Origin of the sequence: Limibacillus halophilus (assembly GCF_014191775.1) — a bacterium.
Lineage (GTDB): Bacteria > Pseudomonadota > Alphaproteobacteria > Kiloniellales > CECT-8803 > Limibacillus > Limibacillus halophilus.
The window spans coordinates 79,754-102,764 of record NZ_JACHXA010000007.1; the positions used below are offsets into that span (position 1 = coordinate 79,754).

24 protein-coding genes are annotated in these 23,011 nt (G+C 56.6%); 7 read left to right on the forward strand and 17 right to left on the reverse strand.

Annotated elements, in window-relative coordinates; genetic code table 11:
• The first annotated feature begins 49 nt into the window (after positions 1–49).
• The gene (locus tag FHR98_RS12425) at positions 50–943 is read left to right on the forward strand and encodes an RT0821/Lpp0805 family surface protein (protein ID WP_221205882.1); all 894 of its coding nucleotides are present in this window, start codon (positions 50–52) and stop codon (positions 941–943) included.
• A gap of 2 nt (positions 944–945) precedes the next feature.
• Here FHR98_RS12425 and FHR98_RS12430 read toward each other — a convergent pair whose 3' ends face one another.
• Both FHR98_RS12430 and FHR98_RS12435 read right to left on the reverse strand, forming a co-directional pair.
• A complete protein-coding gene (locus tag FHR98_RS12430) occupies positions 946–2,127 on the reverse strand; it encodes an LL-diaminopimelate aminotransferase (protein WP_183417131.1) in 1,182 nt (393 codons plus the stop codon).
• 334 nt (positions 2,128–2,461) lie between these two features.
• Complete coding sequence (locus FHR98_RS12435; RefSeq protein ID WP_183417026.1) at positions 2,462–3,283, reverse strand: 4-helix bundle domain-containing protein; 822 nt, start codon at positions 3,281–3,283, stop codon at positions 2,462–2,464.
• Between the two features lie 100 nt (positions 3,284–3,383).
• Here FHR98_RS12435 and FHR98_RS12440 point away from each other — a divergent pair, with 100 nt between their 5' ends.
• On the forward strand, positions 3,384–4,046 hold the full coding sequence (locus FHR98_RS12440) for a Fe2+-dependent dioxygenase (RefSeq protein WP_183417027.1): 663 nt from the start codon (positions 3,384–3,386) through the stop codon (positions 4,044–4,046).
• A gap of 36 nt (positions 4,047–4,082) precedes the next feature.
• On the opposite strand, the gene FHR98_RS12445 is transcribed toward FHR98_RS12440, so the two are convergent.
• The 5 genes from FHR98_RS12445 to FHR98_RS12465 form a co-directional block, all read right to left on the reverse strand.
• Complete coding sequence (locus tag FHR98_RS12445) at positions 4,083–4,841, reverse strand: amino acid ABC transporter ATP-binding protein (RefSeq protein ID WP_221205883.1); 759 nt, start codon at positions 4,839–4,841, stop codon at positions 4,083–4,085.
• Positions 4,842–4,865: 24 nt separating this feature from the next.
• Positions 4,866–5,759, reverse strand: a complete 894-nt coding sequence (locus tag FHR98_RS12450) for an amino acid ABC transporter permease (protein WP_183417028.1) — start codon at positions 5,757–5,759, stop codon at positions 4,866–4,868.
• Between the two features lie 8 nt (positions 5,760–5,767).
• On the reverse strand, positions 5,768–6,520 hold the full coding sequence (locus tag FHR98_RS12455; RefSeq protein ID WP_322091253.1) for an amino acid ABC transporter permease: 753 nt from the start codon (positions 6,518–6,520) through the stop codon (positions 5,768–5,770).
• 167 nt (positions 6,521–6,687) lie between these two features.
• Entirely contained in the window at positions 6,688–7,491 is an 804-nt protein-coding gene (locus FHR98_RS12460) for a transporter substrate-binding domain-containing protein (protein WP_183417030.1), read from the reverse strand.
• A gap of 81 nt (positions 7,492–7,572) precedes the next feature.
• On the reverse strand, positions 7,573–8,100 hold the full coding sequence (locus FHR98_RS12465; RefSeq protein WP_183417031.1) for a DUF6314 family protein: 528 nt from the start codon (positions 8,098–8,100) through the stop codon (positions 7,573–7,575).
• A 114-nt stretch (positions 8,101–8,214) separates the two neighbouring features.
• Between FHR98_RS12465 and FHR98_RS12470 the strand changes: the two genes are divergently transcribed.
• From FHR98_RS12470 to FHR98_RS12480, 3 genes are all read left to right on the forward strand, one after another.
• The gene (locus tag FHR98_RS12470) at positions 8,215–9,141 is read left to right on the forward strand and encodes an AraC family transcriptional regulator (protein ID WP_183417032.1); all 927 of its coding nucleotides are present in this window, start codon (positions 8,215–8,217) and stop codon (positions 9,139–9,141) included.
• A gap of 118 nt (positions 9,142–9,259) precedes the next feature.
• Positions 9,260–9,811 (forward strand): carboxymuconolactone decarboxylase family protein, encoded by a 552-nt coding sequence (locus tag FHR98_RS12475; RefSeq protein ID WP_183417033.1) that lies wholly within the window; start codon positions 9,260–9,262, stop codon positions 9,809–9,811.
• 36 nt (positions 9,812–9,847) lie between these two features.
• Positions 9,848–10,330, forward strand: coding sequence for a YHS domain-containing (seleno)protein (locus FHR98_RS12480; protein WP_183417034.1), 483 nt, complete (start codon positions 9,848–9,850; stop codon positions 10,328–10,330).
• A gap of 210 nt (positions 10,331–10,540) precedes the next feature.
• Here FHR98_RS12480 and FHR98_RS12485 read toward each other — a convergent pair whose 3' ends face one another.
• Together FHR98_RS12485 and FHR98_RS12490 are read right to left on the reverse strand one after the other, a co-directional pair.
• Positions 10,541–11,218, reverse strand: coding sequence for a cupin domain-containing protein (locus FHR98_RS12485; RefSeq protein WP_183417035.1), 678 nt, complete (start codon positions 11,216–11,218; stop codon positions 10,541–10,543).
• 39 nt (positions 11,219–11,257) lie between these two features.
• Positions 11,258–11,884 carry a glutathione S-transferase family protein gene (locus FHR98_RS12490; RefSeq protein WP_183417036.1) on the reverse strand — a complete coding sequence of 209 codons (627 nt, stop codon included), beginning with the start codon at positions 11,882–11,884 and terminating at the stop codon, positions 11,258–11,260.
• Between the two features lie 133 nt (positions 11,885–12,017).
• Here FHR98_RS12490 and FHR98_RS12495 point away from each other — a divergent pair, with 133 nt between their 5' ends.
• Both FHR98_RS12495 and FHR98_RS12500 read left to right on the forward strand, forming a co-directional pair.
• The gene (locus FHR98_RS12495; protein ID WP_183417037.1) at positions 12,018–12,581 is read left to right on the forward strand and encodes a TetR/AcrR family transcriptional regulator; all 564 of its coding nucleotides are present in this window, start codon (positions 12,018–12,020) and stop codon (positions 12,579–12,581) included.
• Between the two features lie 57 nt (positions 12,582–12,638).
• Entirely contained in the window at positions 12,639–13,571 is a 933-nt protein-coding gene (locus FHR98_RS12500; RefSeq protein ID WP_183417038.1) for a DMT family transporter, read from the forward strand.
• Here the strand turns inward: FHR98_RS12500 and FHR98_RS12505 are convergent.
• From FHR98_RS12505 to FHR98_RS12540, 8 genes are all read right to left on the reverse strand, one after another.
• Positions 13,555–14,850: an amidase family protein gene (locus FHR98_RS12505; RefSeq protein WP_183417039.1), complete on the reverse strand. Its 1,296-nt coding sequence runs from the start codon at positions 14,848–14,850 to the stop codon at positions 13,555–13,557. The two genes, FHR98_RS12500 and FHR98_RS12505, sit on opposite strands and share 17 nt — an antisense overlap.
• Before the next feature lie 4 nt (positions 14,851–14,854).
• A complete protein-coding gene (locus tag FHR98_RS12510) occupies positions 14,855–15,535 on the reverse strand; it encodes a DUF4286 family protein (protein WP_183417040.1) in 681 nt (226 codons plus the stop codon).
• A gap of 139 nt (positions 15,536–15,674) precedes the next feature.
• Positions 15,675–16,655, reverse strand: a complete 981-nt coding sequence (locus FHR98_RS12515; RefSeq protein ID WP_183417041.1) for a hypothetical protein — start codon at positions 16,653–16,655, stop codon at positions 15,675–15,677.
• Between the two features lie 74 nt (positions 16,656–16,729).
• Positions 16,730–17,491: a hypothetical protein gene (locus FHR98_RS12520; RefSeq protein ID WP_183417042.1), complete on the reverse strand. Its 762-nt coding sequence runs from the start codon at positions 17,489–17,491 to the stop codon at positions 16,730–16,732.
• A gap of 4 nt (positions 17,492–17,495) precedes the next feature.
• Positions 17,496–19,511 carry a class I SAM-dependent methyltransferase gene (locus FHR98_RS12525; protein WP_183417043.1) on the reverse strand — a complete coding sequence of 672 codons (2,016 nt, stop codon included), beginning with the start codon at positions 19,509–19,511 and terminating at the stop codon, positions 17,496–17,498.
• Between the two features lie 155 nt (positions 19,512–19,666).
• Positions 19,667–20,686 (reverse strand): hypothetical protein, encoded by a 1,020-nt coding sequence (locus FHR98_RS12530; protein ID WP_183417044.1) that lies wholly within the window; start codon positions 20,684–20,686, stop codon positions 19,667–19,669.
• Positions 20,687–20,876: 190 nt separating this feature from the next.
• Positions 20,877–21,281: a hypothetical protein gene (locus FHR98_RS12535; protein ID WP_183417045.1), complete on the reverse strand. Its 405-nt coding sequence runs from the start codon at positions 21,279–21,281 to the stop codon at positions 20,877–20,879.
• Positions 21,282–21,390: 109 nt separating this feature from the next.
• Positions 21,391–22,857 (reverse strand): right-handed parallel beta-helix repeat-containing protein, encoded by a 1,467-nt coding sequence (locus tag FHR98_RS12540; protein ID WP_183417046.1) that lies wholly within the window; start codon positions 22,855–22,857, stop codon positions 21,391–21,393.
• Positions 22,858–23,011: the final 154 nt, after the last annotated feature.

Sequence of the window (23,011 nt, forward strand, 5' to 3'; positions counted from 1 at the left end):
ACCCAGTGAGGGCAAAACACCCAACAGGGATAGATTGGAGCTAAATACCATGATTGGTAAAGCAAAGCAGTTTCTCAAACCAAAGCGGTTGATGCTTTTCGTGGGCGCTTGCGCCCTCGGGTTCTCCTTCGCCGCTATGCCCTATTCTCCGGCGCTGGCAGGCCACAGCCGCCAGGACACTTCCGGCTGGAACGGCAGCCGAGATAATGATGGCAACAGGCGTGTGCAGTCACGTGACAGGTATGAGGAAAAAGACTATCCCAAGTCCCGCTCCGGTGAGAGGCGCGTTGGTAACGGCGATGAGCGACCCCGCGCCAGTGATCGCAATTACAATGACCGGGACCGTTACAGAAACCGTACCGACCGCGCTGTCGTCAGTCGCGATGACCAGCACTACCAGCGCGACTATGACAAACGCAAAAAGTACAAGAAGTACGAGAAGCATGATCACAACAAGCACGGCACGCACGGTCATTGGAACCAGGGGCAAGGGCACTGGAAAGACGACCACAAAAAATACAGCAAGAAGCATGCCCACAATCACGACAGGCGCCGTTATTACAGAGATGTTGTGATCTATCGACCTCACGGGCACTGGTATTCGGGCTACGGCTATTACCGCAACGACAACGATGCCTATAAATGGTTGGCGTTCACAGCCATCACGCTAAAGCTTTTGGATAACCTCAACGAATCGCAGCAGCGCGCTCATGAACGCGCTCAGATCAACGCTGCAACAGCACCGATTGGCGAAACCATTTACTGGCGTGAAGCCGGGGCTTATGGCTCAGTTACGCCGCTACGCGACGGAAATAGTAACTCCGGGCGTTACTGCAGAGAGTTCCAGCAGACCGTGACGATCGGCGGTCGAAACGAACAGGCTTACGGCACCGCTTGCCTGCAGCCGGATGGCAGTTGGGAGGTTGTCTCCTCCAACAACTGACTTCAGCGCGCCAGAGCGGTCTTCATGTTGCGGACCGCCTGGCGGATGCGCTGCTCGTTTTCAACCAAGCCCAAACGAACAAAACCCTCTCCGTACTCTCCGAATCCGACGCCGGGGGCAACCGCGACCTTGGCTTCTGTCAGTAGGTGCTTGGAAAACTCCAGGGACCCTAAATGGGTGAAGGCCTCGGGGAGGGGGGCCCATACGAACATCGTTGCGGGCGGGCTCGGCGTTTCCCAACCGGCTGTACGCATTCCTTCGACAAGACAGTCACGCCGTTGTTTGTAGCGTTTCCGCATCTCGTCAACACAGTCCTGCGGGCCATTCAACGCTGCGGTAGCAGCGACCTGTACAGCGGTGAAGATGCCGTAGTCTACATAGGATTTTACACGCGCAAGCGCTGCGATCAGCTTGGGATTTCCGGCGCAAAACCCGACCCTCCATCCCGGCATGGAGTAGGTTTTCGACAGCGAGGTGAACTCTACGGCCACGTCCTTTGCGCCCGGCACCTGAAGAATGGACGGCGGCGGGCCACTCTCGAAATAGACCTCTGAATAAGCGAGATCGGAAATAATGTAGATTCCGTGCTGGCGGCAGAAGGCGACGACCTCCTCGTAGAAGTCGAGGTCGACGACTTGGCCCGTTGGATTGGCGGGATAATTCAGAACGACAGCAAGTGGCTTGGGGACCGAATGGCGGAGTGCGCGCGACAATTGCTCGACCACCGTTGCGCTATCACCAAGCTGAAACTGCCTGATGGACGCGCCGGCGATTATGAAGCCGAATGCATGGATCGGATAGCTGGGCGAGGGGACAAGAATGATATCGCCCGGGCTCGTGATGGCTTGGGCAAGGTTCGCCAAGCCTTCCTTTGAGCCCAAGGTTACGATTACCTCTCGGTCAAAATCCAGATCGACATTGAAGCGCCGGTCGTAGTAGGCGGCGAGGGCTTTTCGCAGGCCGGGAATCCCGCGGGATTGCGAATAACGGTGGATGCGTGGATCCGACAGGGTTTCCACCAGCTTTGCCGTAACGTGCGCCGGTGGCGGCTGATCAGGGTTTCCCATGCCGAAATCGATGATGTCCTGACCGGCGGCGCGACCCGCGGCCTTCAAAGCGTTCACTTCGGCAAAAACGTATGGTGGTAGGCGCTTAATGCGATGAAACTGCTCTGCGTTATCCAATTCCACCTGTGGATACTCCCATCTCAGGCTAATGACGAGGGAATCGCGCTCACCTCAAGTGGTGGCGCTCGTTCCGGCGGGCGTAGAGTTCTGCGGCAGTTTGCCCGCCGTCAAGGGCAAACTTCGGTTGGTCCGCCTAATTTTACACGAGATGATGAAACGCACTGTGGAATTACTGGCATCCTGCAGGGGAGTCAGTTACCCTTCGGCTGAGGGGGCGCGATTGTTTCCACACAGTTTTAGGGTGTTCGGATTTGGCGCGGCCGAAAGAGTTTACCTCCTTGCCGGGAGGAAGGGCGGCCACGGATTTACTGGGCCGCCCTCTTTTTTCCATTCAATCCTTAAGGCTTAAAGCGGCGATTTCAATGCGTGCCGCCGCGCCATATAGAGCCGATGGGTCCATAGTCGCCTGTACCGGTGGGACCACCGACGGCCACGCCGGCTTGATGGCCGCAATCTGCTCTTTGATCTCAGCGACCAAAGAGGTGTCCGCATCGGATTGGGCGAGCAGATCGGTCAAGGCTTCGGCGATGCGAGTAAAGCCCAAAGCGTCCTGATACTCGTGCCCATTGACAATCTTGCCGTCATCAACGCCCTCGTCGTATTCCTCCGCGGCGGTGTGGATGAGGTCGTAGATCACCTCGGCGATTTCATCAGCAGGTTGAGGGCCCGCGGCAGCTTCAGCGCGCGTGATAGCCTCAAGAACGGCTGCATAGGCTGCTTGAACCTTAGCATTATCGGCTTGGTTTTCCACCAACGTGGCCAGGGTTTCCAGTTCCTCCTCGAACCCCGGAGCGCCGCGATCCTTCAAGGCATCTTCCATCGACTCATACAACTCATCCTCGGGGTGCTTCATGTGCGTTGCGGCATTGGCAAGTTCCCCCAGACCGTACAGTTCGACACCAACGCTCAAGTGGCCGCGCATAAGACCAAGCTGTGTCAGGTAAGCGGAGTCCGAATGGCTAAGCTCACCACCTTCGCCGCCTTCTCCAGCCTCTCCCGCTTCGCCGGATGCCAACTGAACTTTGCTCCAGACAGTGTCTCGTGACCGCTCTGTGTTATCTGGTGTATCGCCGGCAAGAGCCGCGGTCGCTAACGAGGTGCTGGCGAGAAGTGCGGCACCTAGGCCGACCCAGACTTTGTTCCTAATAACCATCACTAAATCCTTTGGCAGAGTGTTTCTGTTGCCGCTTGCACCGCGGCGTTGAAAGCACTAACTTAGATGCGAATGATTATCAATAGCAAATAATGCTCCTATGATTCTGCAACTTGGTGAAGTCGTTTCCGCTCCTGTCCGGGGCGCCTTACAAGCCGCTATGGCAAAGTCGGAGATGTTTGAAGACGGCGCGAAAACCGCCGGTTGGCGTGCGCGTGAACGCAAAAACAACCTGCAAGCAGGCAAAACAGCCCTGGCATCGGGGGCAATAAAGAAGGTGGAGAAGGCGTTGCTGGAAAATACGCTTTTCCTGTCTGCTGCCCGTCCGAAAGAGATCGTCCGGATATTGCTCAGTCGATATGAGGTGGGCATGCATTATGGCGCACATGTGGATGACGCGGTCATGGCGGGGCGCCGTACCGACCTTTCCTTTACGCTGTTTCTGGCTGATCCGGAAAGCTACGACGGCGGTGCGTTGGTTATTGATCGGACGGAGGGTGAACGAGCCTTCAAGCTGCCGGCTGGTCACTTGCTTCTCTATCCCTCGACGACGTTGCATAGGGTCGAACCGGTAACCCGTGGATCACGATTGGCGGCCGTTGGTTGGGTCCGCAGTCTTATCCGCGACGATGCTCAGCGAGAACTTCTCTTTGACCTGGATCAAGCAGCGGTCTTGCTTCGCAGTGAAGCGGGGCGCGACGCGGCCATCGATCTAGTGCTCAAGACGCGCAGCAATCTGCTTCGCCGTTGGGTGGATGATTGAAGCGCTGGCGCGTCGCCCGCCGCGGTCCTGTTGGGATCAGAGTATCTGCGACAGGAATTCCTTGGTGCGCGGGTCGCGTGGATTGGCAAAGAATTCCTTCGGCGGGCCGTCCTCTACGATGATGCCGCGATCGGTAAAGTACATATGATCGGCGATCTCGCGTGCAAAGCCCATTTCGTGTGTGACCAACAAGCAGGTCATACCCTCCTCGGCCAGTTGACGGATGGTGACAAGGACCTCCTTCACGGTTTCCGGGTCAAGGGCTGCCGTCACCTCATCAAAGAGCATCACGTCCGGACTCATGGCGAGTGAGCGGGCGATGGCCACGCGCTGCTGTTGCCCACCGGAAAGCTCGCCTGGATACTGCAACTCCTTGCCCTCAAGCCTCACCTTTTTCAGCAAACGATAGGCTCGCTCCTCGACCTCCTTGCGGTTCTGCTTCAAGACGATGGTGGGCGCCATCATGACATTCTGCAAAGCCGTGCGATGAGGAAAGAGGTTGTATTGCTGGAAAACCATGCCGACCTTGCGCCGCAGCGCGAGCTTATCCAATCGAGGATTGTTGACCTCCTGGCCTTCAACCTTGATTGAGCCCTGGTTGATGGGTACCAGCGCGTTGATGCAGCGAAGCAATGTCGATTTGCCGGATCCCGACGGCCCGATAATACAAATCACATCGCCCTTTCGAACATTCATCGAGACACCCTTTAGCACCTCCACGGCTCCAAAGGACTTATGCACATCCGAGACTTCGATGATCGGTTGGTCCGGGCTCCAGGCGCTTGCTGTGGCCATGGCGGTCATCACTCCTGTTTCATCCTAAAGCTTTACCTGGAAGCGCTGCTCCAAGCGCACGGTGAAGCGGGCAATGGGGTAGCAGTAAACAAAAAAGCACAACAACACGAAGCTGTAGATCGGGATCAAGAGGTCCGGTCGATCTTCGGCCGCCAGCACGCGTCCAGCCTGCGTCATCATCTCCGATACGCCAACGATCGAGGCCAGCACGGTAGCCATGGTCAAGATCGCATAGAGGTTCATCCAAGGCGGCAGCATACGCTTGACGCATTGTGGCAGAATGATCTGCCAAAGCGTCTGCCGTCTTGAGAATGCGAGCGATTCAGAAGCCTCCCACTGACCCGACGGGATGGAGGCGATGGCGCCACGGACGATCTCCGATACGTTGGCCATCACAGGCAGTGCCAAGCCAATGGTTGCTTTGATCCAATCGGGGAAGGGTATGACCAATCCGCCGAGGCGAAACTCGAAGGGCAGCAGGAACATGCAGTAAAACAGCAACACCAACCAAGGCGCATTTCGGAAGAACTGCGTGACCAACCAGGAGCCCTGGCGCACCGGCAGCAGCAACGAGATCTGCATCAGGCCAAGACTGGTCCCTACCAGCGTGCCAATCGCCATCGCCATGAAGGAAATAAGAATGTTGAAGCCGAAGCCTGTAAGGAGCACTGGCAGCCACTTGAAAATCACTTCGTAGGCCGGTTGGCGCGCGTCACCGCTCTGCGCCGCTGCAACCCCTGACGAAAGAACCAAAATAGCAAGCAGCCAAAGCCCGTGTTTTGCCGTTAGACGCGGCAGGAAACCGCCGACCAGCCGATCACGTTCCGCTTGTTGTTGGAGCCGTTGCGCAGCGGGCAGCAGCACCGGCAGATCGGTGCCGCCGGTTCGAAGTGCGGGGTGGTCGAAAGGAGTCTTCATCAAACACTTCATTGGCCGAACCCCGGTAATCGCATGGCGCGTTCCCAACGATGCATGCCCATCACAAGAACGCCCACGAGGAGAACATAAGCGACCAGCAAGAAGGTCATCATCTCCGGTACGTTTACCGAGTCGGACCAAATCTGGTTCGCCATGTAGAGCATCTCGGGAACAGCGATGGCATAGGCCAGCGTCGTTGTCTTCACTAGATTGACGAGATTATTGTTCAGCGCCGGCAGGCAAACCCTGAAGGCCAACGGCATGACAATGTAAATGTAAATCTGCAGCCGGTTGAAACCCAACGCCTCAGCCGCCTCGACGGTCGACTCCGGGACCGCTTCGATACCCGAACGGAAGATTTCGACATTGAAGGCGCCGGCAAAGAACGACAGCGAGATAACCGCCCAGGTGAAGTTGTCCAGCATAGGCTCTTGAAAACCGAAACGGTTCTCAACCGTGGGCAGGAGGCTGCCGATGGCGAAATAGAAAAAGTAAAGCTGAACGAGCGGCGGCGTATTGCGGAAAAACTGAATATAGCCCTGCACGACCCGACGGGTCCAAACCAACTTGGACCCTTGAAGCCAGGCGCCGACAAGACCGATTACGATCGAGAAGGCGAGGCAGATCAGAGAGATGTAGACGCTGTTCAGGAATCCTCGGGCTAAGCGATTCCTGTCGAAGGAATCGTAAATGAACGTCAGGTTTATCCCGGTCTCCCGGTACAACTCCTGCGCCCAGTCAAATAGCCACTGCATGTCCATCCAATAACTCGCCGCTGTTATAATTAAGCAAGCCTAACGGTCGTCCTTGCCTGCACAGGTCGGGCGGTGCTTGAAGGTGGGGCGGCAAGGGTGACGCTATCGCTGCGTCACCCTCTCGATTGACCGCCTTAAAAGCCGTGCAAGCGAATCAAGGTGCCGTAAGGAAGTTACTTCAGCTTGTCGTGCATGGTCTTGGCGAAAGGCGTGTTCGGAACACCGTACTTCGTCTCAAGCTCAAGGATACGCCCAGAAGCGTGCCATGATGTGATCATCTCGCTCATGAGGTCGTAAAAGGCCTGTTCACCCTTGGCGACGGCCAGGCCCCAAGGGGCGTCATCAATGGTCTCGAGGGGCATCTCGAAGTCGGCCCACTCAGGCTCGTTCAGCTTCGATACAATGAAGGAATCGTCATAGACGAATGCCAGGCAGCTGCCTTGTCCCAATGCCGTGAGTGCTTCGGAGGTGCCTTTGAAGGCGACGATCTGCGCGCCGAATTCTTCCTCGGTCTTGCGATTGTAGAAAGCGCCCTGAATACCGCAGACCGGAAGGCCCTTCAGGTCTTCCCATTTCTTGAAGCCGGCTTTTTTGACCGCCAGAACATTTGTGCCGGAGGAGTAGTAGTTGGGCTCCACAATATAGACCACTTCGCGGCGGTCGGGCCGATCTGTCATGGTGGCGATCATCAGATCGATCTTGCCCTGCTCAAGGAACTGCATGCGGTTGGATGACACAACCGGCACCAACTCCAGCGCGACACCAAGCTTGTCAGCAACGTCCTGTGCCAATTCGGGCTCAATACCGATGATCTTTCCGTCTTCGTTGAGGTAGCCGTAGGGCTTGTAGTCGGCTTTGACGCCGACAATCAGCTTACCGCGCGCCTTGATCTGCTCGATCGCATCCGCGGCAGCCTGTGTTGTCAGGCCGGCCGTAAGGAAAGCGGCAGCCAGCAGTAATCCCAGGAATTTTTTCATTTCAACTCTCTCCCTATCTATCACTCGTATCCCGTCTAGAGCGAGATCTTGCTGGACGGTACATGGACCAAGGCCGTTTTTCTAGCCCTCAGGCGGTGGTTTCTGATTCTCCAGGTCACTCCGAGCGCGGCTGAACCGGGAAAACGAGCGGTAACTCTTGCTTGGTCCCGTGACGCAGTGCGTGATGTAGAAACAGCCGTCCGAGCGGAAGGTATAGCGGCTTCGATAGCGGTCTGGTGGACAGCAATGCTCGGCCATACCGGTCAGGCCGCCACCCAAAAGGGGCGTCAGGCGAACTTCTTGAAAAAGCCGGTCCGGCGACTGGTCGTAGTAAACGGCAAAGCCGTCGCCGAGCGCCCGGAACAAATAGCTGCGCGATGCCTGAAAGGATTCGCCATTCTTCAGCTTTAGGCATCCCTGTTCGACATACCGCAGGCGATCTGCGTCAAGCCGCACGACATGGGCTTTGCCCTCCATCCCGGCGATGCCGGGAATGCGCCGCTTGAGGGTCCAGTCTCCGGCAAGAGTCTCGAAAACAGCGCCAACGCCTCCCCATGCATCGAGGGATGCCGTTGTCGGTGGCCTATAAAATTTAAAGCTAACCGTCATCACGCCGAAGCATGCGACCGGGACCGCATTCCGGCAAGGCGGATAGAATCCTTGAAATGAGAATAGTGCGAGGGATAATTTGCAGATACACCCAAAATGAAGGATGAATGGCAAATGGACGTGTTGAATGATGTTCTTGATACGCTCAATTTGAAAGGCGCACTTTATTTTCGAACCGACTTCTCTGGCCCGTGGGGCGTCACGGTTCCCGACCTTCAGCAGGCCGCGCGCTTTCATTTAGTGGTGCAGGGCCGTTGTCATGTGTCTTTTGCATCCGGCGCATCGGTCGATTTGGGGCCGGGTGACATTGTTCTGATTCCGCGTGGGCGGTCTCATGTTCTGGCGGATACGGTGTCGCGCCAAGCGCCTCCGCTGGAGACGGTGCTTGAGCTTTCGGGGTATGACGGACAGGGGGTTTTGGTTGTTGGGGAGCGCGACCCCCAAGCGTCAACGCAAATGGTTTGTGGCCATTTCAGTTTTCGTAAAGGCGCAGATCATCCGCTCTTGAGGGCCCTTCCGGAGTACCTCGTGACTACCACGGGGATGCGGGCTAGAGAGCCGTGGCTTGATGAGATGCTGCGCCTTGTGGTTCATCGGATGTTTTCTGAGGAAATCGGATCGCTGGCCGCCGTGACCCGCCTTTCGGAGATCGTCTTCATTGAGTTGCTCCGCGTCGGGATATCCCAAAGCCCGGATCTCAAAGCCATTCTCGAGGCTTTCCGTGACCGACAAATTGGCCAGGCACTGCAACTGATTCACAATCAACCTGCTGAATCTTGGACGGTGGAGCGGATCGCGGCGGCGGTTGGTATGTCTCGGAGCCGGTTTGCTGAAAAGTTCAGCGAGCTTATTGGCACCGGCCCAATGGCCTATCTTTCGGAGTGGCGATTGCAAAAGGCCCTCGCGCTTCTGGATGGGTCGCGTTCATCCATCCAGCAGGTGGCTCTGCAGGCCGGGTATCAGTCGCCGGCAGCCTTCACGCGCGCCTTTGCGGGAAAATTCGGTCTGCCGCCGACGGAATATCGCCGAAGTTTGGATTAATTTTGCAGATCGTCCCAAAGCGCTTGCACTAAGTCCTGGTATTAAGCCAGGTTCTTGATCTATCGCGCCGTCCCTCACAATTTCCCTCCTGTCGATCCCATAGACCGTAGGAGGTATCATGCAAAGGATTGAAAGACTGAGCGAGGCAGACGCCCCGCAGAAAACCCAAGACCTGTTGACCGCCGTCAAGAAACAGATGGGCGGTGTCCCGAATATCATCGCAACGCTTGCCCAATCATCCGCCGCGCTTGGCGGCTACCTCGGATTTGCCGGTGCTCTGGGCGGCGGTACGCTTTCCGCTCGTTTCCGCGAGCAGATCGCGCTGGCGGTTGCCGGTGCCAACCGTTGCGACTACTGCGCTTCGGCGCACACCGCGCTTGGCGGCATGCAGGGCTTAGAAGCCGAGGAGCTTGATCGCAACCTGAAGGGCAGGTCTAGCGATACCAAGGTTGACGCGGCCCTTCGATTCGCTTCGCGGATCGTATCATTGCGCGGCAATGTCACCGACGAAGACCTCGCTGCGGTTCGCAACGCTGGGCTTACCGAGGAAGAGATCGTGGAGATCGTGGCAAACACGGTGCTCAACATCTTCACTAACTACTTCAACCATATCGCCGGAACGGAAATCGACTTCCCGGTCGTTAACACGGCCGCAGTCGAAGCGGCCTGATCAACGAGGCTCCATTCTCACGAAAAGGAAAAAGACATGTCTGGAAAACTTACGCTCTCTGCCTTAGCTCTGATCGGCGCCATTGCGTCGGCGCCGGCCTTTGCGGCTGACGAACACAACACGGTTCCCGGCCTGACGGCTGCCGGTGCGCCCTTGGGTCTGCACGGAGTGGACCCCGTGGCTTTCATTCAGCTTGGTAACCGAATTGAAGGTACGGCGACCTACACGGCGATCCATGATGGCGTCGCCTACTATTTTGCCAGTGAAGAAAACAAGGAAACCTTCGAGGACGCCCCGGAGAAGTTTGTGCCCGAGAACGGCGGCTTTTGCACCTACGGGGTTTCGGTGGGTAAGAAGTTCGATGGAGACCCGAAGTACTCGGCCGTGGTCGACGGGAAGCTCTACGTCTTTTTGAACGAAGAGATATTCAAGGCGTTCCAGCAGGATCGTGCCGGCACGATCGCCAAGGCGGAAGAGAACTGGGCCAAGATCCAACACACCGCAGCAGGCGACCTTTAGTCCCTGCTTGGGAGGGCGCGGGTTTCTCCCCAAACTCGCGCCCTTTTAACCGTCAACGTTTGTTGAGAACCGGATAGCCTCGTACATAGAGTAAGTCGTCAGGTCGTTGGCCAGAACCGAAGAAGTCCCAAGCTGGCCCCATTCTTTCTGAAAATTGATACCGGGTATCTACAGCAGCGCATCTGTCGAAGCCGCCACGGCGCCGATTGCTCAGATCAGATCGCCTAAATGCCCGCTTTTCGTCCAGACGGTAGCGCCTTGGCTTCCCGCCACGGCGGTCGCATTTTGATCGGCTGGTAAGCCAGGGGGTAAGCGCAACCAGGAGTGACGCTGGAGGGTGTCGCCGCCCTGCTCGAAGCTGCCATCCAGTACGAAGATTTCCATGCCGCCGGCGGCGGTAAGAGGAACAGCCGTACCGGCGTCCCAGCGTTCGACGCGAACCGTTTCACGAGAATCCCGAAACAATGGGGTGACCGAAACACCTTCCCGTCCGGCAATCGCGAGAGCTTCGATCTTGTTCAGGTCAATTCGAACGAAGGTGCGGTCGTCAGGCGCGAACTGCCGGAGCTTCACCAGAATAGTGCAGCCAAGCTCAGAAGCGGGTGCGTGACTGGACGTCGGTGGGTTCCGAACATATGTGCCGGTGGGGTAGTCACCATGTTCGTCTTGAAAGACTCCCTCCAGTACGAGGAACTCCTCTCCGGCTTCATGGCAATGTGTCGGAAATCGGCTACCGGCCGCATAGCGGACAATGGTCGTGGCCCGGGCTACCTCGCCGCCGATGCGATCAAGCATTCGGCGGCTAACCCCCGGTGTTGGGGACTCTTGCCAGTCGATATTCTCGGCATGGAGGGCAATACGGCAGGTGAAGTCTGCATTCAGTTCCATGACGATACTCCTTGTACCCAGAAGACGAGCCGGTAGCTGCTAAACGGCCCGAGCCAAGCTCGGGCGGGCGGTGACGCGTTGATGCCAAGCAGTCAGTCTCGTCAGATCGTCGGGTATCGCAATGCCCGCGGCCGAAGCGAAAGCAAAACCCGCCATCGCCGTTATGTCGACGACCGTGAACTGATCGCCTGCAAGGTAATCATGCTCTTCCAGTAGCCCATCCATCCAGACCAGTGTCTTTAGGGCGATTTCGCGTTGGTGCCTACCCCAGTCCTGGTTCTGATAGGTTTCGAGAACCGGTCCCAAGCCGTCGGTGGCATGATGGAAGTAGGCGCCCACGGCATTCAGAAACCCTGCTTCAACCTTACGTTGGAGCATATGAATGATACCACGCTCTAGGGCGGTTCTTCCTGTCAGCGTCTTTTCACCATGGGCATGATCGAGATACTCGGTGATAGCCGTGCACTCAGACAGAAAGGTGCCGTCGTCCAGCTCCAAAACCGGGACAGTGCCGCTCGGGTTCTTAGCCAGAAACGCAGGTTTGCGGTGCTCGCCCCCCATTACGTCGACAGGCACGAACTCGACTTGGTCAAGCAGTCCTTTCTCAGCCAGAGCGATGCGAACGCGTAAGGGATTGGCGAAACCTGCAATGTCATGAATCTTCATGGTGACTTCCTCAAGTTGATTTCCTCATGGGGGAACGGCAAGCAAAAAACTATCTATCGATAGATAGGATATAATAAGGCGCAGGGGTTTGACGCTTGTCAATACCTATCTGCTGATAGATAAATGCTTTGTGATGACAGACGAAATCAGAGGCAAGGCAGCAGAGATCTTGGATGCAGCGGAACGTCGTATCCGCTGCGGCGGGTTTGATAGCGTCAGCTTCCGTGATCTGGCGGCCGACGTTGGCATCAAAAGCGCGAGTGTCCATTACCATTTTCCGCAGAAAGCCAACCTTGGAGAGGCGGTTGTGGAGCGCTATGGCGAACGGTTCATAGCTGCTCTGGGCGACCCGGACGATCCCAAGGAGAGTGCTAAGACCCGTATCAAGCGTCTGTGCGAGGCTTACCGTATCTCGACCCTTGACCAGGGGATGATTTGCCTTTGCTCCGTACTCGGCAGCGCGACATTAGAACTTCCTCCGCAGGTTTCGCGGGCAGTGGTGCGGTTCTTTCATCGTCTGATGGAATGGACGGACCGGGCCCTTGAAGACGCTGACGGGGTGACAAGTGCGCTGGGTCCGCCTAGCGCTGGACATATCATCGCAAGCCTACAGGGGACCGTCATTCTAGCGCTTACCCTTGAAAAGCCGTCGCTTTTTGCGGAAACCCAGGAGCGCCTGCTCCGCGACCTTGCGTAAGCCACGGTGGCAGGCCAATCTGGCAGGATAATCAAAGCAATTTCCGAATAGGAAAAGATGCAATTCTCATCGGATAACGCGCGCGGGGCGACCTACATGGTCGCCTGTATGGTGGGCTACGTACTGAACGACGCCATGATCAAGCTGGCGTCAGCCGACCTGGGCCTGTTCCAGACAGTGTTCCTGCGCGGCGGTGTCATATCCTTGCTGATCGGTATTCTTGCCTGGAACCGTGGCCAACTGTTGTGCCGCCTTTCGAAACAGGATTGGCGTCTGCTTGGCTTGCGAATCTTCGGCGAGCTTGGTGGCACGGTTTGTTTCCTGATGGCGCTATTCAATATGCCGCTCGCCAATGCGACGGCGATCATGCAGGCGATGCCGCTGGCCGTCACGTTGGCGGCGGCGCTATTTTTGGGTGAAGCGGTTGGGTGGCGGCGCTACAGCGCAATCCTGATTGGATTCCTGGGTGTTCTTGTCATCGTGCGCCCAGGTACCGAAGGCTTCACAAGCTATTCCTTCTGGGCGGTGGGTGCGCTGGGATTTCTGGTGCTGCGCGATCTCACGACGCGGCGGTTCTCAGAAAAGCTGCCGTCAGTTTTCGCGGTTTTGATGACGTCGCTTGCCGCCACAGTGATGGGCGGCGTTGCCTCGGTCGCGGTTCCCTGGAATCCGGTGACACTGCAAAGCTTCTTGCTGTTGACTGCAGCAGCCGTTTTTCTGTTGTTCGGTTATCTCTTCAGCGTCATGGCGATGCGCGTGGGGGAGATCGGTTTCGTGTCGCCGTTTCGCTACACGGTATTGATCTGGGCCATCATTCTCGGGTACCTCGTCTTCGGCGATGTGCCCGACGGCTGGATGCTTTTGGGTAGTCTAATCGTCGTTGGCATGGGATCCTACACATTCTACCGGGAGCGTCAGCGCCGTGCGCAGGAAGGCAAACCCGATGTCCCGCCTCTCGCCGGACCTTCGGCCCCTAGCACGCGGCCATAATCTCCTCAAGGTGCTGTGCTTCTGCTAGCAAGGCGAGATCCTGGCCGCCACGCTTGGTCAGCATGATCCCGAGTGGAACGCCCCCTTCCCGAGTTGGCAGGGACACACTACAGCCGTCAATGACATTGGCCAGCGTCGTGTTGCGCAAGGTCATCAAGTTCACGCGGTCATAGGCTTCTTGCGATTCCAGCTCGCTGCGGCGCGGCGGCCCGATCGCCACGGTCGGCAACAGCAGTGTATCTTCGCCGATTGCCGCGTTGAATGCTGCGATAAGGCTCTCTCGTCTGTCCAACGTTTGGCGGTACTCGATTGCGGAGAGCCCCTCGGCCCGTTGCATGCGGATCAGAACGCGCGGGTCGAAAAGCTCCGGCTTCTCTTCTACCAAGGTGGCAAAAGTGGCGCGGGACTCAACGGCGGCAAATTGCCAGAGGGGAAGTGTTTTGTAAGAATCGAGCACCGGCAGCGGCCGTTCCTCAACCGTCATGCCGGCGACAATCATTGCTGCGACTGTTGCGCGGAACTTTCGTTCGACTGCAGGGTCCAGAGCATCGAGGCCGAAGTTGCTAGGGATCAGATAACGCCGTTTCCGGTCCTGTTCGGATTGAAGGGCTGCATAAGGGCAACCGGCAAGTACCGACCAAGCGGCATGGCAGGCCGCGACCGTCCGGGCCATCGGCCCCACGCTATCAAGCGAACCGGACAGCGGTACGACACCGCGTCGCGAGGTGCTTTCCTGACTGGGCTTAAACCCGACAATACCTGTAAAGGCAGCAGGAATCCGGAGCGAACCGCCGGTATCGCTGCCAAACGCAATATCAGCCAGTCCGAGCGCGACGGATACCGCACCGCCGGACGTGGACCCGCCAGGCACGTGGCCGGGACAAACCGGGTTCTCAGGTGTGCCGTAGTGCGGATTGAGACCAAGCCCCGAGTAGGCAAACTCCGTCATGTTGCTATGCCCCAACATCACGGCGCCCGCGGCTCGTACCGCAGCAACCGCATCGGAGTCAGCTTGTGCTACGGGCTGGGTTGCGCGCACCTTGGTTCCCGCGGTTGTGACGTAGCCTTTTACGTCGTAGAGGTCCTTGATGGTGACCAGGGCTCCGGCCAATGGAGATGTCGTTGCCGACGGCAAAGACGCTGCGGTCTGCAGCGCTTCCTCCTTGAACAGCCTGACGAAGACGGAACGAAAGGCTTCCGTGTCCGATTCGATCCGCTTGAAGGCTGCGACGGTTCGTTCGGACGCGGTCTGCGGCGACCAGGGGAACTCAGTCTTCATGGGTTTAGGCGCTCGTGGTCTTTGCTGTGTAGGCCGTCAGGTCATCGGCGTGGAGGTCCCAGAGGAGAGAGAATGTCATGCCGCGCTCTGCCGGCAAGCCGAGCGTCTCCAGGGCATTTGAGAGCGCCGCCGTCGCGGTCGCACTTGAGGACGCCTCGATCAGGATCAAGGCTTCCAACTTACGTGTTGCGAGGTCTTCCGACGGGAGCGGTGTTGAAAGACCTGAATCTGGCTCCATTGCCCGCGCAGAGAAGACGCCATCCAGCATAACGACTTCTGCCAAGACCGGCTCGACCTCGGCGTTGTCGATCTCGCCTGCGGTAAGAGTGATAAGTGCAACGGCACCGCCGCTCCCGACGCCGGCCTCCAGCGCCAAGGTTGAGACCCGACGCTTGGTGTTTCGCATGCGCTCAAAGTTCCGATAAGACCAATCGGTTTGCTGTTCGAAGGCCTTCTTGTAGGAAGCGGAAGTGAAGGTTTCTACGCCGGCTGCACGATACAGTGCCAGATACCGGCGGGCGCTATCGCTGGTGGCCCGATAGCGCCTCGCCCAGCGAAATCCCTCGATTGCAACGCGTTCGGCCATATGTTCGCGGTCGTACCAGCGGTTGAAGTCGTCCTCGTGGGCCGGATCGACGTCCGTCCAGACAAGAAGCTCCGCCTCACGACCAGCGTTCTTTTGCATCCCTAGGTCTCCCAGCTAAAAAATGGCTCTTACTGTGCCGCGTTCGGCCGCACTGTTACAAACGTTTGTTGTTCTTACCGGCAATTTCCCGACGAGGGTTCAGGAGGGCGAATTGCTCGGAATCTCGCTTGCAAGGAAATCACTTCCGGCGGTGCATTGCAAAGAGCAGACGCCATATCAGGTCGTGCTCCCGTTGGCTCCACTCTGCCTCGCTCAATTCCAATCGGTCGGGCAAATTGCTTTCGTCGAACAAAGTCTCTTGATCCGGAAAGTAAGTTTTCCGCAAACGTTCGTTCCCGGCACGAAAGCGATCGAGCAGCCTCTGGCGATCTTCCTTGCCTAGATGAATCGAACCGCCTTCCTTTTCATAGACGACCGACCCCAGGTGCTCGCCCAGGAACGCAAAGAAACGGTTATCATGCGGCCCGTCGAACAGGTCGCGATTCCTTTCGGCGATGCGCAATGTCAGCTCGCTAAAACCACGGTTCTGCTCTGTGTTGCCAAGGTCGAAAGTTTTCCCATCCAGCCCCAGAATGTTAAAGAAATCCAATACGACGTCGTTGCCGTGGAGCTTCGGACGCTCGAACGTTCTGACGATTATCTGCTTTTTAAAAGCGGCAGCTTCCCAATCCGCCAGCGCAACATCCCAATTGGCGATATCACCCAGCCCATTGGCGATCCAGTCGTCGAAATCCGGGTGGCTCTTGAATCCCCATTGCTGCCAGTGAGCTTGGATGTATTGGTCCTGCCGCCGAAGGTAGGCAATCACGACAACGCGAAAATGTTTGTCCACGTCAAGAAAGAGGTCGGGAAATTTGCGGCGGTTGATCAGGTTCTCCGCGCTGACGACCAACGAGTGGCACTCTTGTTCCGCCATCGCGTTCTTACAGCGCAGGAGTCGGCGTAAGACCTTTTTCTGTGATTCCGGCTCATCCTTCGGCAAGCCTTGAAAAAACCAAAGCTGATGCCCGCTTACCGTGGCATCTGGCTCCAGCTTATCGCCTGGAACCAAGAAACCCTGTTCGCGCAAGGGCACCGCGCAGCGGGCGAGGGCTGCCTGTATGGAAGAACTGCCGGATTTTCCAGCGCCGATATGCAGATAAAGGGTTGGTTTGGTCAACTACGTTCCAGCCTGCTTCGGGTGATGCGCCGGTGGCTCAAGCAGATGGCGCGGCGCAACTTATCCTTTGTTAGCTACAGCGCCATAATGTCAGGAGTCAAACCAAACTCTTTGCAAATCGCCTTTAACTCTTTTGCCGGGTCGATTCCGAGGGATCGCACGAACCGGTAGTAAGCGCCGTCTTCAGTGTTAATTTCCTTCGTATGACGTGCCTGCACGCTGTCGATCACTTGAGGCGCCTGGTCGAAATGCTGACTTACGCGTTCTCCGCAGAGAAAATCCAGCCCCCAGCCGCTGAGGGACCGCGGGAAGTCCGATAGACAAAGGTTCAGGGCCTCGCCCGAGAACCCAGGCATCATAATCTCGACAGCATTGACGGGGCGGGCGTCCCTTTCCCCCTTTTGATGGTGGAGCAATGGCCAGGCGCAATAGGAGTCGGCGGTCAGCGAAGATTGGAAGAGATGTAGGTCCTTTTCTTCCGCAATACGGAACAGTTGGCTCAAGGCTTCGACCCCGAAGAGCAGATCATCGTCGAGCAAGAGAATATGCCGATAGCTCAATAGGGACGGAAAAACCTGTGCCACATTGTAGACACCGGAAAACTTTGTGCCACGTTGATAGAAGGCAATATCGCCGATCGGCGAATGGAGGTAGGAATCATCATAATAATTGACGATCAGGTCCCAGTTGCGCCCAGTGTTGGAAAGCCATTTATGGTGAATCGATCCACGCCCGCACTGCAGGAAAACCGCCTGCTCGCCGGATAGGGTTTGAGGATCGCCCCATAACATTTCCGGTGTGTCACCGAAAAAGGGCTTCTGTACCGTGCTGGCCATCGTGTCAGCTGCTGCCGGTCAGGCGACGTTTGAGCCAGCGCAAGGGAGCGGTGACCCGCCATGAGGTAGAATTGTAGACCAGTTGAAGCTCATGATGCAGGCGCAGAACTTCGGGTTGCTCGGCCATCGGTGTGGCGGCGCCGACAGACTGCGCGTTACCGCGGCCGGATTTCAAAGATTGCTTCAAGTCCTGGTTCTCGAAGGACAACAGCTTGCGCTGTAGGGATAGCTCTCCGACACTGGCGAAGAAGTGACGCAGGATGTCTCCCTCGGTTTCATTGGAGAGATAAGCCGCCAAACGTTGAGCGGGACTGCCGTCGGCTGCGCCAGGCATGAAGAGAATGCCCAGACCATGGCAATGCAGGAACTCGAAGGTTTGATACTGTTTCTTCAACTCCTTCCAAAGCCGCCAAACCCCAAAGTCCTTGGTGTATACATTGATGTCGTGGAAAAGAATGACGCCGCCGGGCGACACCTTATCCTTCCAGGTCTTGAAATCGTGCGAAACCGCCTCGTAGGTGTGCAATCCGTCGATGTGCAAAAGGTCAATTGACCCTTCATCGAATTTTTCCGCTGCCTCGTCGAAGTACATCTTCAGGTAACGCCCGATGCCCTTGTAACGCTGTTCCAAAAGATGCTCGAAACGTTCCAGGACGGAATTGTCGTAGAAGCCGGCCTGTGAATCCCCAGACCAAGTATCGACAGCAATGGCCTGGCCGCCAATTTCCCGTCGCTTGAGTGCTTGGCACACCGCAAAAAAGCTCGCACCGTGATGCGTCCCAAGCTCGACGAACACCCGCGGGCGAAGGATGGAAACCACTGCCAGCATGAAGGGGATGTGCTCACCCCATGATGTCGGCACCAGTGTTTCGATATCCCAAGTCGCACACTGCATCAGCTCTTTGCGGATCTCGTCAGCCGAACTGACACCGGCCCTGTTTCCTGTGGAGGATAGTGTCGTGTAATGCAAATGATTGGCCCGCAAGCTATTGCCGACTAAATCGTCACTCTGTTCAAGATTCCATTCCTGGCTCAAGGTTCTCGCTTTCTCCTGGTCTACGATGCCGGACCGAGCAATTGTCCGCAGGCACTCGGCCGTCATTTCGCTCCACATGGGCGTCGGTAACGCATCTTCGCAGCGCACACCCTTCATGGTACTCGGCAGTTTCTGTACCACATAGCCGGTGGCAAGCAAGCTTTCGTCCGTCATCCCCGCCGTTTCCGAGGAATCTGTTTCACCATACTGCAGAGCGATCCTGTTCAAATCGCTCTTGGAAAGGTGAGAATCCGCAAGCTTGCGAAAGAGCTCGAACCAATGGGCACCGTGGGCGTTGTTACGGCGCCGACCTTGTTTCCAATAGCCGATAATACCCTGACAGATTTTAAGGCGGAACTGATCTTGGGTTCGCAGCGGTAGATGGTAAAGATGGCCTTCCGCCTTAGGGGACGAAGGCGTTCTCTTGCCTTTCGGGTACTCCAGGAAATGGTTTCCCTGACCCATCACGAAAGTGCCCTTCAGAAACAGCTGGCGGCTCCAGAATACCTTGCCATGGCCGGCAAACTGAGGAGGAATGAACCAGGAATCCGTTCGAGGATTTCCTTTATTGGGGAGCAGAGGGGCGCAGTTCTTCCAGAGTAGCGTGAAAGCCTTGCGACCTTGCAGGCGTTTCAAGAACCGGACGAATTCGTCGCGTGAACCAAAGGTCAGAAACTCGTCGGCATCAAGGGAGGTAATCCAGGAGATTCCGGCCTCCCGCGCCAACAGCCCTTCTGCCAGAAAGTTCATCAGCCGCGCCTGATCGTATTCTGGTTCTATGTAGCGGACGATCTTGAGGCGCTCGGGAATCTTTGATTCAACCGCCTTCAAGTACTCGAATGTGCCGTCGGTAGAGTTGTGGTCGGCAATCACAATATGGTCGAAAAGATCGGTCACATGCGCCAACCAATCGGCGATGATGTCCGCTTCGTTCTTGACCATTGAAACCAGGCCCGTCACTGGAAGTTCGTTGGAATTTGCCATAATCGCGTTCTTACCCGCAGTGCTTTTAGCCCGATGTTATCGCCGCCCCGGTGTATACCGTGGAATGTTTAAAGTCTGTAGATTTATAGCAGGTTAAGCGACAAGGGCGCTTTCGGTTAATTGCATAAATTTGCATAATTGGGACGCCGCTGTGCCTACTTCCGCTTGTTGCTCCAGATCGCAGCCGTCAACTCGATTGCACGCTCAACCGTCAATGTGGGGCCGCTGTATTGCGTTTTGCCCTTTTCCTCTGTCGGCGTAGCGAAGAGAGTCGGATTTTCTCGTCCAAGGTATTCGGCGGCCACCCGGGCATTGGATTCTTTGTATCTCGCAAAGAAAGCGAGACGTTCGGCAGCCGTCAAAAACCTGGAATCACCAGCAGGAAGATCTTCGAGAATCCTGACCACTTCGGCCCTCGACCGATTGGGACCCAACTCCGAGAAGTTCGGTAAGGCTTGATTGAGTAGCCGCAGAAACTCGACCGTATCGCAGCCAAGGCGACGGTTCTGAATTGAAGGACGGGTAAAGCCGGCCAGGGAAAAGGTCATTCCAACCGCCTCAGCGAAATCCTCGATGATGCTGCCGTGCTTGGTGACGGCGTCTTCGAAGAGTCGAACGGCAATGTTTTGCTTGCCAAAGCTTGCCGACCAAAGCTGGAGTAAGTGCCAATAATCATAGCGATGCTTGGCTGCTGCTGCTGTCGGTATCTTGAAGGGCTCTGTGCGTCCGGCTTTTACGGCGGTGGAGTATGTACTCTCCAACAATTCATCCTGGCGGCGAAGGTATACGATGATCTTTGGATTGTCGTCGTATGTCGCAAGGAAATCCCGAAGCGCCTGTATCTCCGACCGGCTGTTAAGGCGGGATGAACAGTGTTCGCTGCTGAGAATGATCTTGCCTCGCCGTTTGCTGATTTCTTTGTCAAAATCGGCGGCGAAGGTGGTGCGGAAGTTCGCGATAGCCTGCGCATCGTTTATCCCAAGCATCTGAGCCAAGTGCTTCTTTCGATCGTGGTCGTGGCAGTAGGCCGCAAGTCGGACATGGCTGTACGGTCCGGGCGATGTCGGAAAGTAAAATCCTTTGGATTGCAGTGCCTGCCGATTGCTGGCCAGGAAATGCTGGATGGCGGTTGTCCCGGTTTTTTCGAGGCCGATATGCAGACAAATCTTTGGCATTGGTAGTCTAGTCACTTCTCGACAATGTGAGCCGTTCCTGAATCTTGTCAGCCCAGCAGTGAATAATGCTGCTTAGTGTATTTTTGAGATAGCGGCATTGATGAGGGCAACTTAGGTGCGACCACCAGCCAATTGCAACGGTGCAGTTGATTAAATCTGCGACGAGGGCACGGGCTCGGCGCTTTAAGGCCTAATCGTCGCTTGAGCGGCGCAACGATCCGTTGTCGGGCAGCGGTGGGCGCTCCCCTTGACGAAGTTTGCGTACGCGCTCATTGCTGCCGTCCGCCGCGTCAGCGCCGCTATTGCCGCCTGCCGCACCGGTAGCGGCATTGCTCTGCCGGCGTTCCAGCAATAGATAGTCGTAGCCCAAACCATCGCTCTTGCGAGGTTCCCCGGATGTGCGGATGCAGGTAACGACGATGGGGGCGTCAGATGGCCTTGCCTCTTCAATCACGCCCTTGTCCTGCAATTGCGTTGCCCAGTCGATACGCATCTGCCAAGCGGCCATGCGGCAAAGATCCTGCGACGGAAAGGCAACCTCAAGCGGCGCGGCGGTTGTACGTTCAAGAAAGAATACCAGCAACAACCATTCCATTGTATTTCGCCCCTCGTGTTTTTGCTCAGCGGCACCCGATGACACCGAAAGAGTAAAAAAAAGCCGGGCCTAGTGAAAGGCCCGGCTGAATCTGACGATGAGGCAACGCCTACGGAGCTTGATCGCGGCAGATCGTCAGACCGAACATCGTTCCGCTGGTGTTGTCGGTGTTGCAATCCATTACGCCGTTGAAAACGGAGTCGGAACGCGCCCGAACGTAGGCGAGTCCGCCCGCAGCGATATCTCCGTTCACGGTCGCGCCGCCACGGAATTCGAACAGGGATTGATGGAAGACCGACGCCGCTGCCCCCTGCACCCCGCCGTTGAGTGTGGAGGTGCCGCGAACCTCGGCGTATCCCTGTCGATAGATATCGATACCGACCGGACAGTTGAAGTTGTTCAGGAAGTCGCAGCCACCATCATCCGCAGCGGTCAGAGTGTCGCCGTTGTCGGAACGGAAAAAGCTCTGTGCGCCGACTTCAACGGCCGCGTAACCGTTGCCGGTAGCAGTATTGTCCCGGCTGCGGACTGAGCTATGATGGGCGATCTGGAATCCGGCGTTAAAGTCCACAAAGACTCCGTTCGAGTTCAGGGTCGATCCGGTCACATAAGCGAAGGAATCGCGGAAAACACCGATACCGTCGTCGCCGTTGTTACTCATGGTGCTGTTGATCACGCGCACACTTGAGCCGTTTGCGACCTCGATTCCAGCGCCGTAGTCAACGGTGCCGTTGCCGGTGAAGCTGCTGTCAACCACGCCTGCAATCGAGGCCAGGTTGAGAAGAAACCCTGAGCCGTTATGGCCGGTCGATACAACGTTGTTCAAAAACCCTATGACGGCGCCATCAAACCAGATACCTGGGCCGGTGCCGTTTTGGACCGTCAGGTACTCCAGGATGGCTGTGCGGTTATCTACGAATATCGTACCGGTCAGGGTGTGGTCGCCGCCGAGGTTCATGTTGCCGTCCTCGTCGCCGGAAATAGTCAGCCCCATTGCGCCAACTATCACCACATCCTCGGCGCAATCGGACAAGAGCAGGATACGGTCAGCGCCGCTGGAGGCGTCGACTGCGTCCTGAATGGATGTGAAATCACCTGTCGCGCCCACACAATCAACGGTATGCGTGGCGCCGCCGGCAGCGGCGTTTATGGCGTCGATGACTTCCTGGTTCAGGTCTTCCAACAGGACCGTGCCGTTGGTGATCTTGGAGCTTGTGACGACACCGTCGGCGATCTTGTTGCCGGTCACCGAACTGTTGGCCAGCGTCGTGGTGTTGATTGAGCCGGGGATGAGTTTGGCCGGGCTGATGGTGCTGTTGGCGATCTTAGCGCCGGTCACCGCGCCGCCGGAGATCTTATTCCCCGTGATCGACAGGTTGGCGATGGTGTTGGTATTGATCGAGCCTGGAATCAGATCAAGTGGGCTGATGGTGCCGTCCTCGATATCCGAGGATTGCACGCATCCGACGCATTGCACGTCCGTCGCGAGCTGAGCAAGAGTTGTTCCCGGCACAGCCACTGTAAGTCCAAGGGCGGCAATGGCGAGACCTAGGGTAAAGGTGCTTTCCTTTGTCATGACTTCCCCCAATAACCCGAGTTTTGGAACATTCGGTATTCTTATATATATCCTATAATGAATATGTCGTAATTCAATAAAAATGATCGTATATTCAATGTATATTTAGAGATAATAAGAATAAATAAAGAACAAATCATATATATCCCATAAA

Bases quoted from the DNA above. Each gene is read 5' to 3' on its own strand.
- FHR98_RS12425 (WP_221205882.1), top strand. From the start codon at position 50: ATGATTGGTAAAGCAAAGCAGTTTCTCAAACCAAAGCGGTTGATGCTT.
- FHR98_RS12435 (WP_183417026.1), bottom strand. From the start codon at position 3,283: ATGGTTATTAGGAACAAAGTCTGGGTCGGCCTAGGTGCCGCACTTCTC.
- FHR98_RS12440 (WP_183417027.1), top strand. From the start codon at position 3,384: ATGATTCTGCAACTTGGTGAAGTCGTTTCCGCTCCTGTCCGGGGCGCC.
- FHR98_RS12445 (WP_221205883.1), bottom strand. From the start codon at position 4,841: ATGGCCACAGCAAGCGCCTGGAGCCCGGACCAACCGATCATCGAAGTC.
- FHR98_RS12450 (WP_183417028.1), bottom strand. From the start codon at position 5,759: ATGAAGACTCCTTTCGACCACCCCGCACTTCGAACCGGCGGCACCGAT.
- FHR98_RS12455 (WP_322091253.1), bottom strand. From the start codon at position 6,520: ATGGACATGCAGTGGCTATTTGACTGGGCGCAGGAGTTGTACCGGGAG.
- FHR98_RS12460 (WP_183417030.1), bottom strand. From the start codon at position 7,491: ATGAAAAAATTCCTGGGATTACTGCTGGCTGCCGCTTTCCTTACGGCC.
- FHR98_RS12465 (WP_183417031.1), bottom strand. From the start codon at position 8,100: ATGACGGTTAGCTTTAAATTTTATAGGCCACCGACAACGGCATCCCTC.
- FHR98_RS12470 (WP_183417032.1), top strand. From the start codon at position 8,215: ATGGACGTGTTGAATGATGTTCTTGATACGCTCAATTTGAAAGGCGCA.
- FHR98_RS12475 (WP_183417033.1), top strand. From the start codon at position 9,260: ATGCAAAGGATTGAAAGACTGAGCGAGGCAGACGCCCCGCAGAAAACC.
- FHR98_RS12480 (WP_183417034.1), top strand. From the start codon at position 9,848: ATGTCTGGAAAACTTACGCTCTCTGCCTTAGCTCTGATCGGCGCCATT.
- FHR98_RS12485 (WP_183417035.1), bottom strand. From the start codon at position 11,218: ATGGAACTGAATGCAGACTTCACCTGCCGTATTGCCCTCCATGCCGAG.
- FHR98_RS12490 (WP_183417036.1), bottom strand. From the start codon at position 11,884: ATGAAGATTCATGACATTGCAGGTTTCGCCAATCCCTTACGCGTTCGC.
- FHR98_RS12495 (WP_183417037.1), top strand. From the start codon at position 12,018: ATGACAGACGAAATCAGAGGCAAGGCAGCAGAGATCTTGGATGCAGCG.
- FHR98_RS12500 (WP_183417038.1), top strand. From the start codon at position 12,639: ATGCAATTCTCATCGGATAACGCGCGCGGGGCGACCTACATGGTCGCC.
- FHR98_RS12505 (WP_183417039.1), bottom strand. From the start codon at position 14,850: ATGAAGACTGAGTTCCCCTGGTCGCCGCAGACCGCGTCCGAACGAACC.
- FHR98_RS12510 (WP_183417040.1), bottom strand. From the start codon at position 15,535: ATGCAAAAGAACGCTGGTCGTGAGGCGGAGCTTCTTGTCTGGACGGAC.
- FHR98_RS12520 (WP_183417042.1), bottom strand. From the start codon at position 17,491: ATGGCCAGCACGGTACAGAAGCCCTTTTTCGGTGACACACCGGAAATG.
- FHR98_RS12525 (WP_183417043.1), bottom strand. From the start codon at position 19,511: ATGGCAAATTCCAACGAACTTCCAGTGACGGGCCTGGTTTCAATGGTC.
- FHR98_RS12530 (WP_183417044.1), bottom strand. From the start codon at position 20,686: ATGCCAAAGATTTGTCTGCATATCGGCCTCGAAAAAACCGGGACAACC.
- FHR98_RS12535 (WP_183417045.1), bottom strand. From the start codon at position 21,281: ATGGAATGGTTGTTGCTGGTATTCTTTCTTGAACGTACAACCGCCGCG.
- FHR98_RS12540 (WP_183417046.1), bottom strand. From the start codon at position 22,857: ATGACAAAGGAAAGCACCTTTACCCTAGGTCTCGCCATTGCCGCCCTT.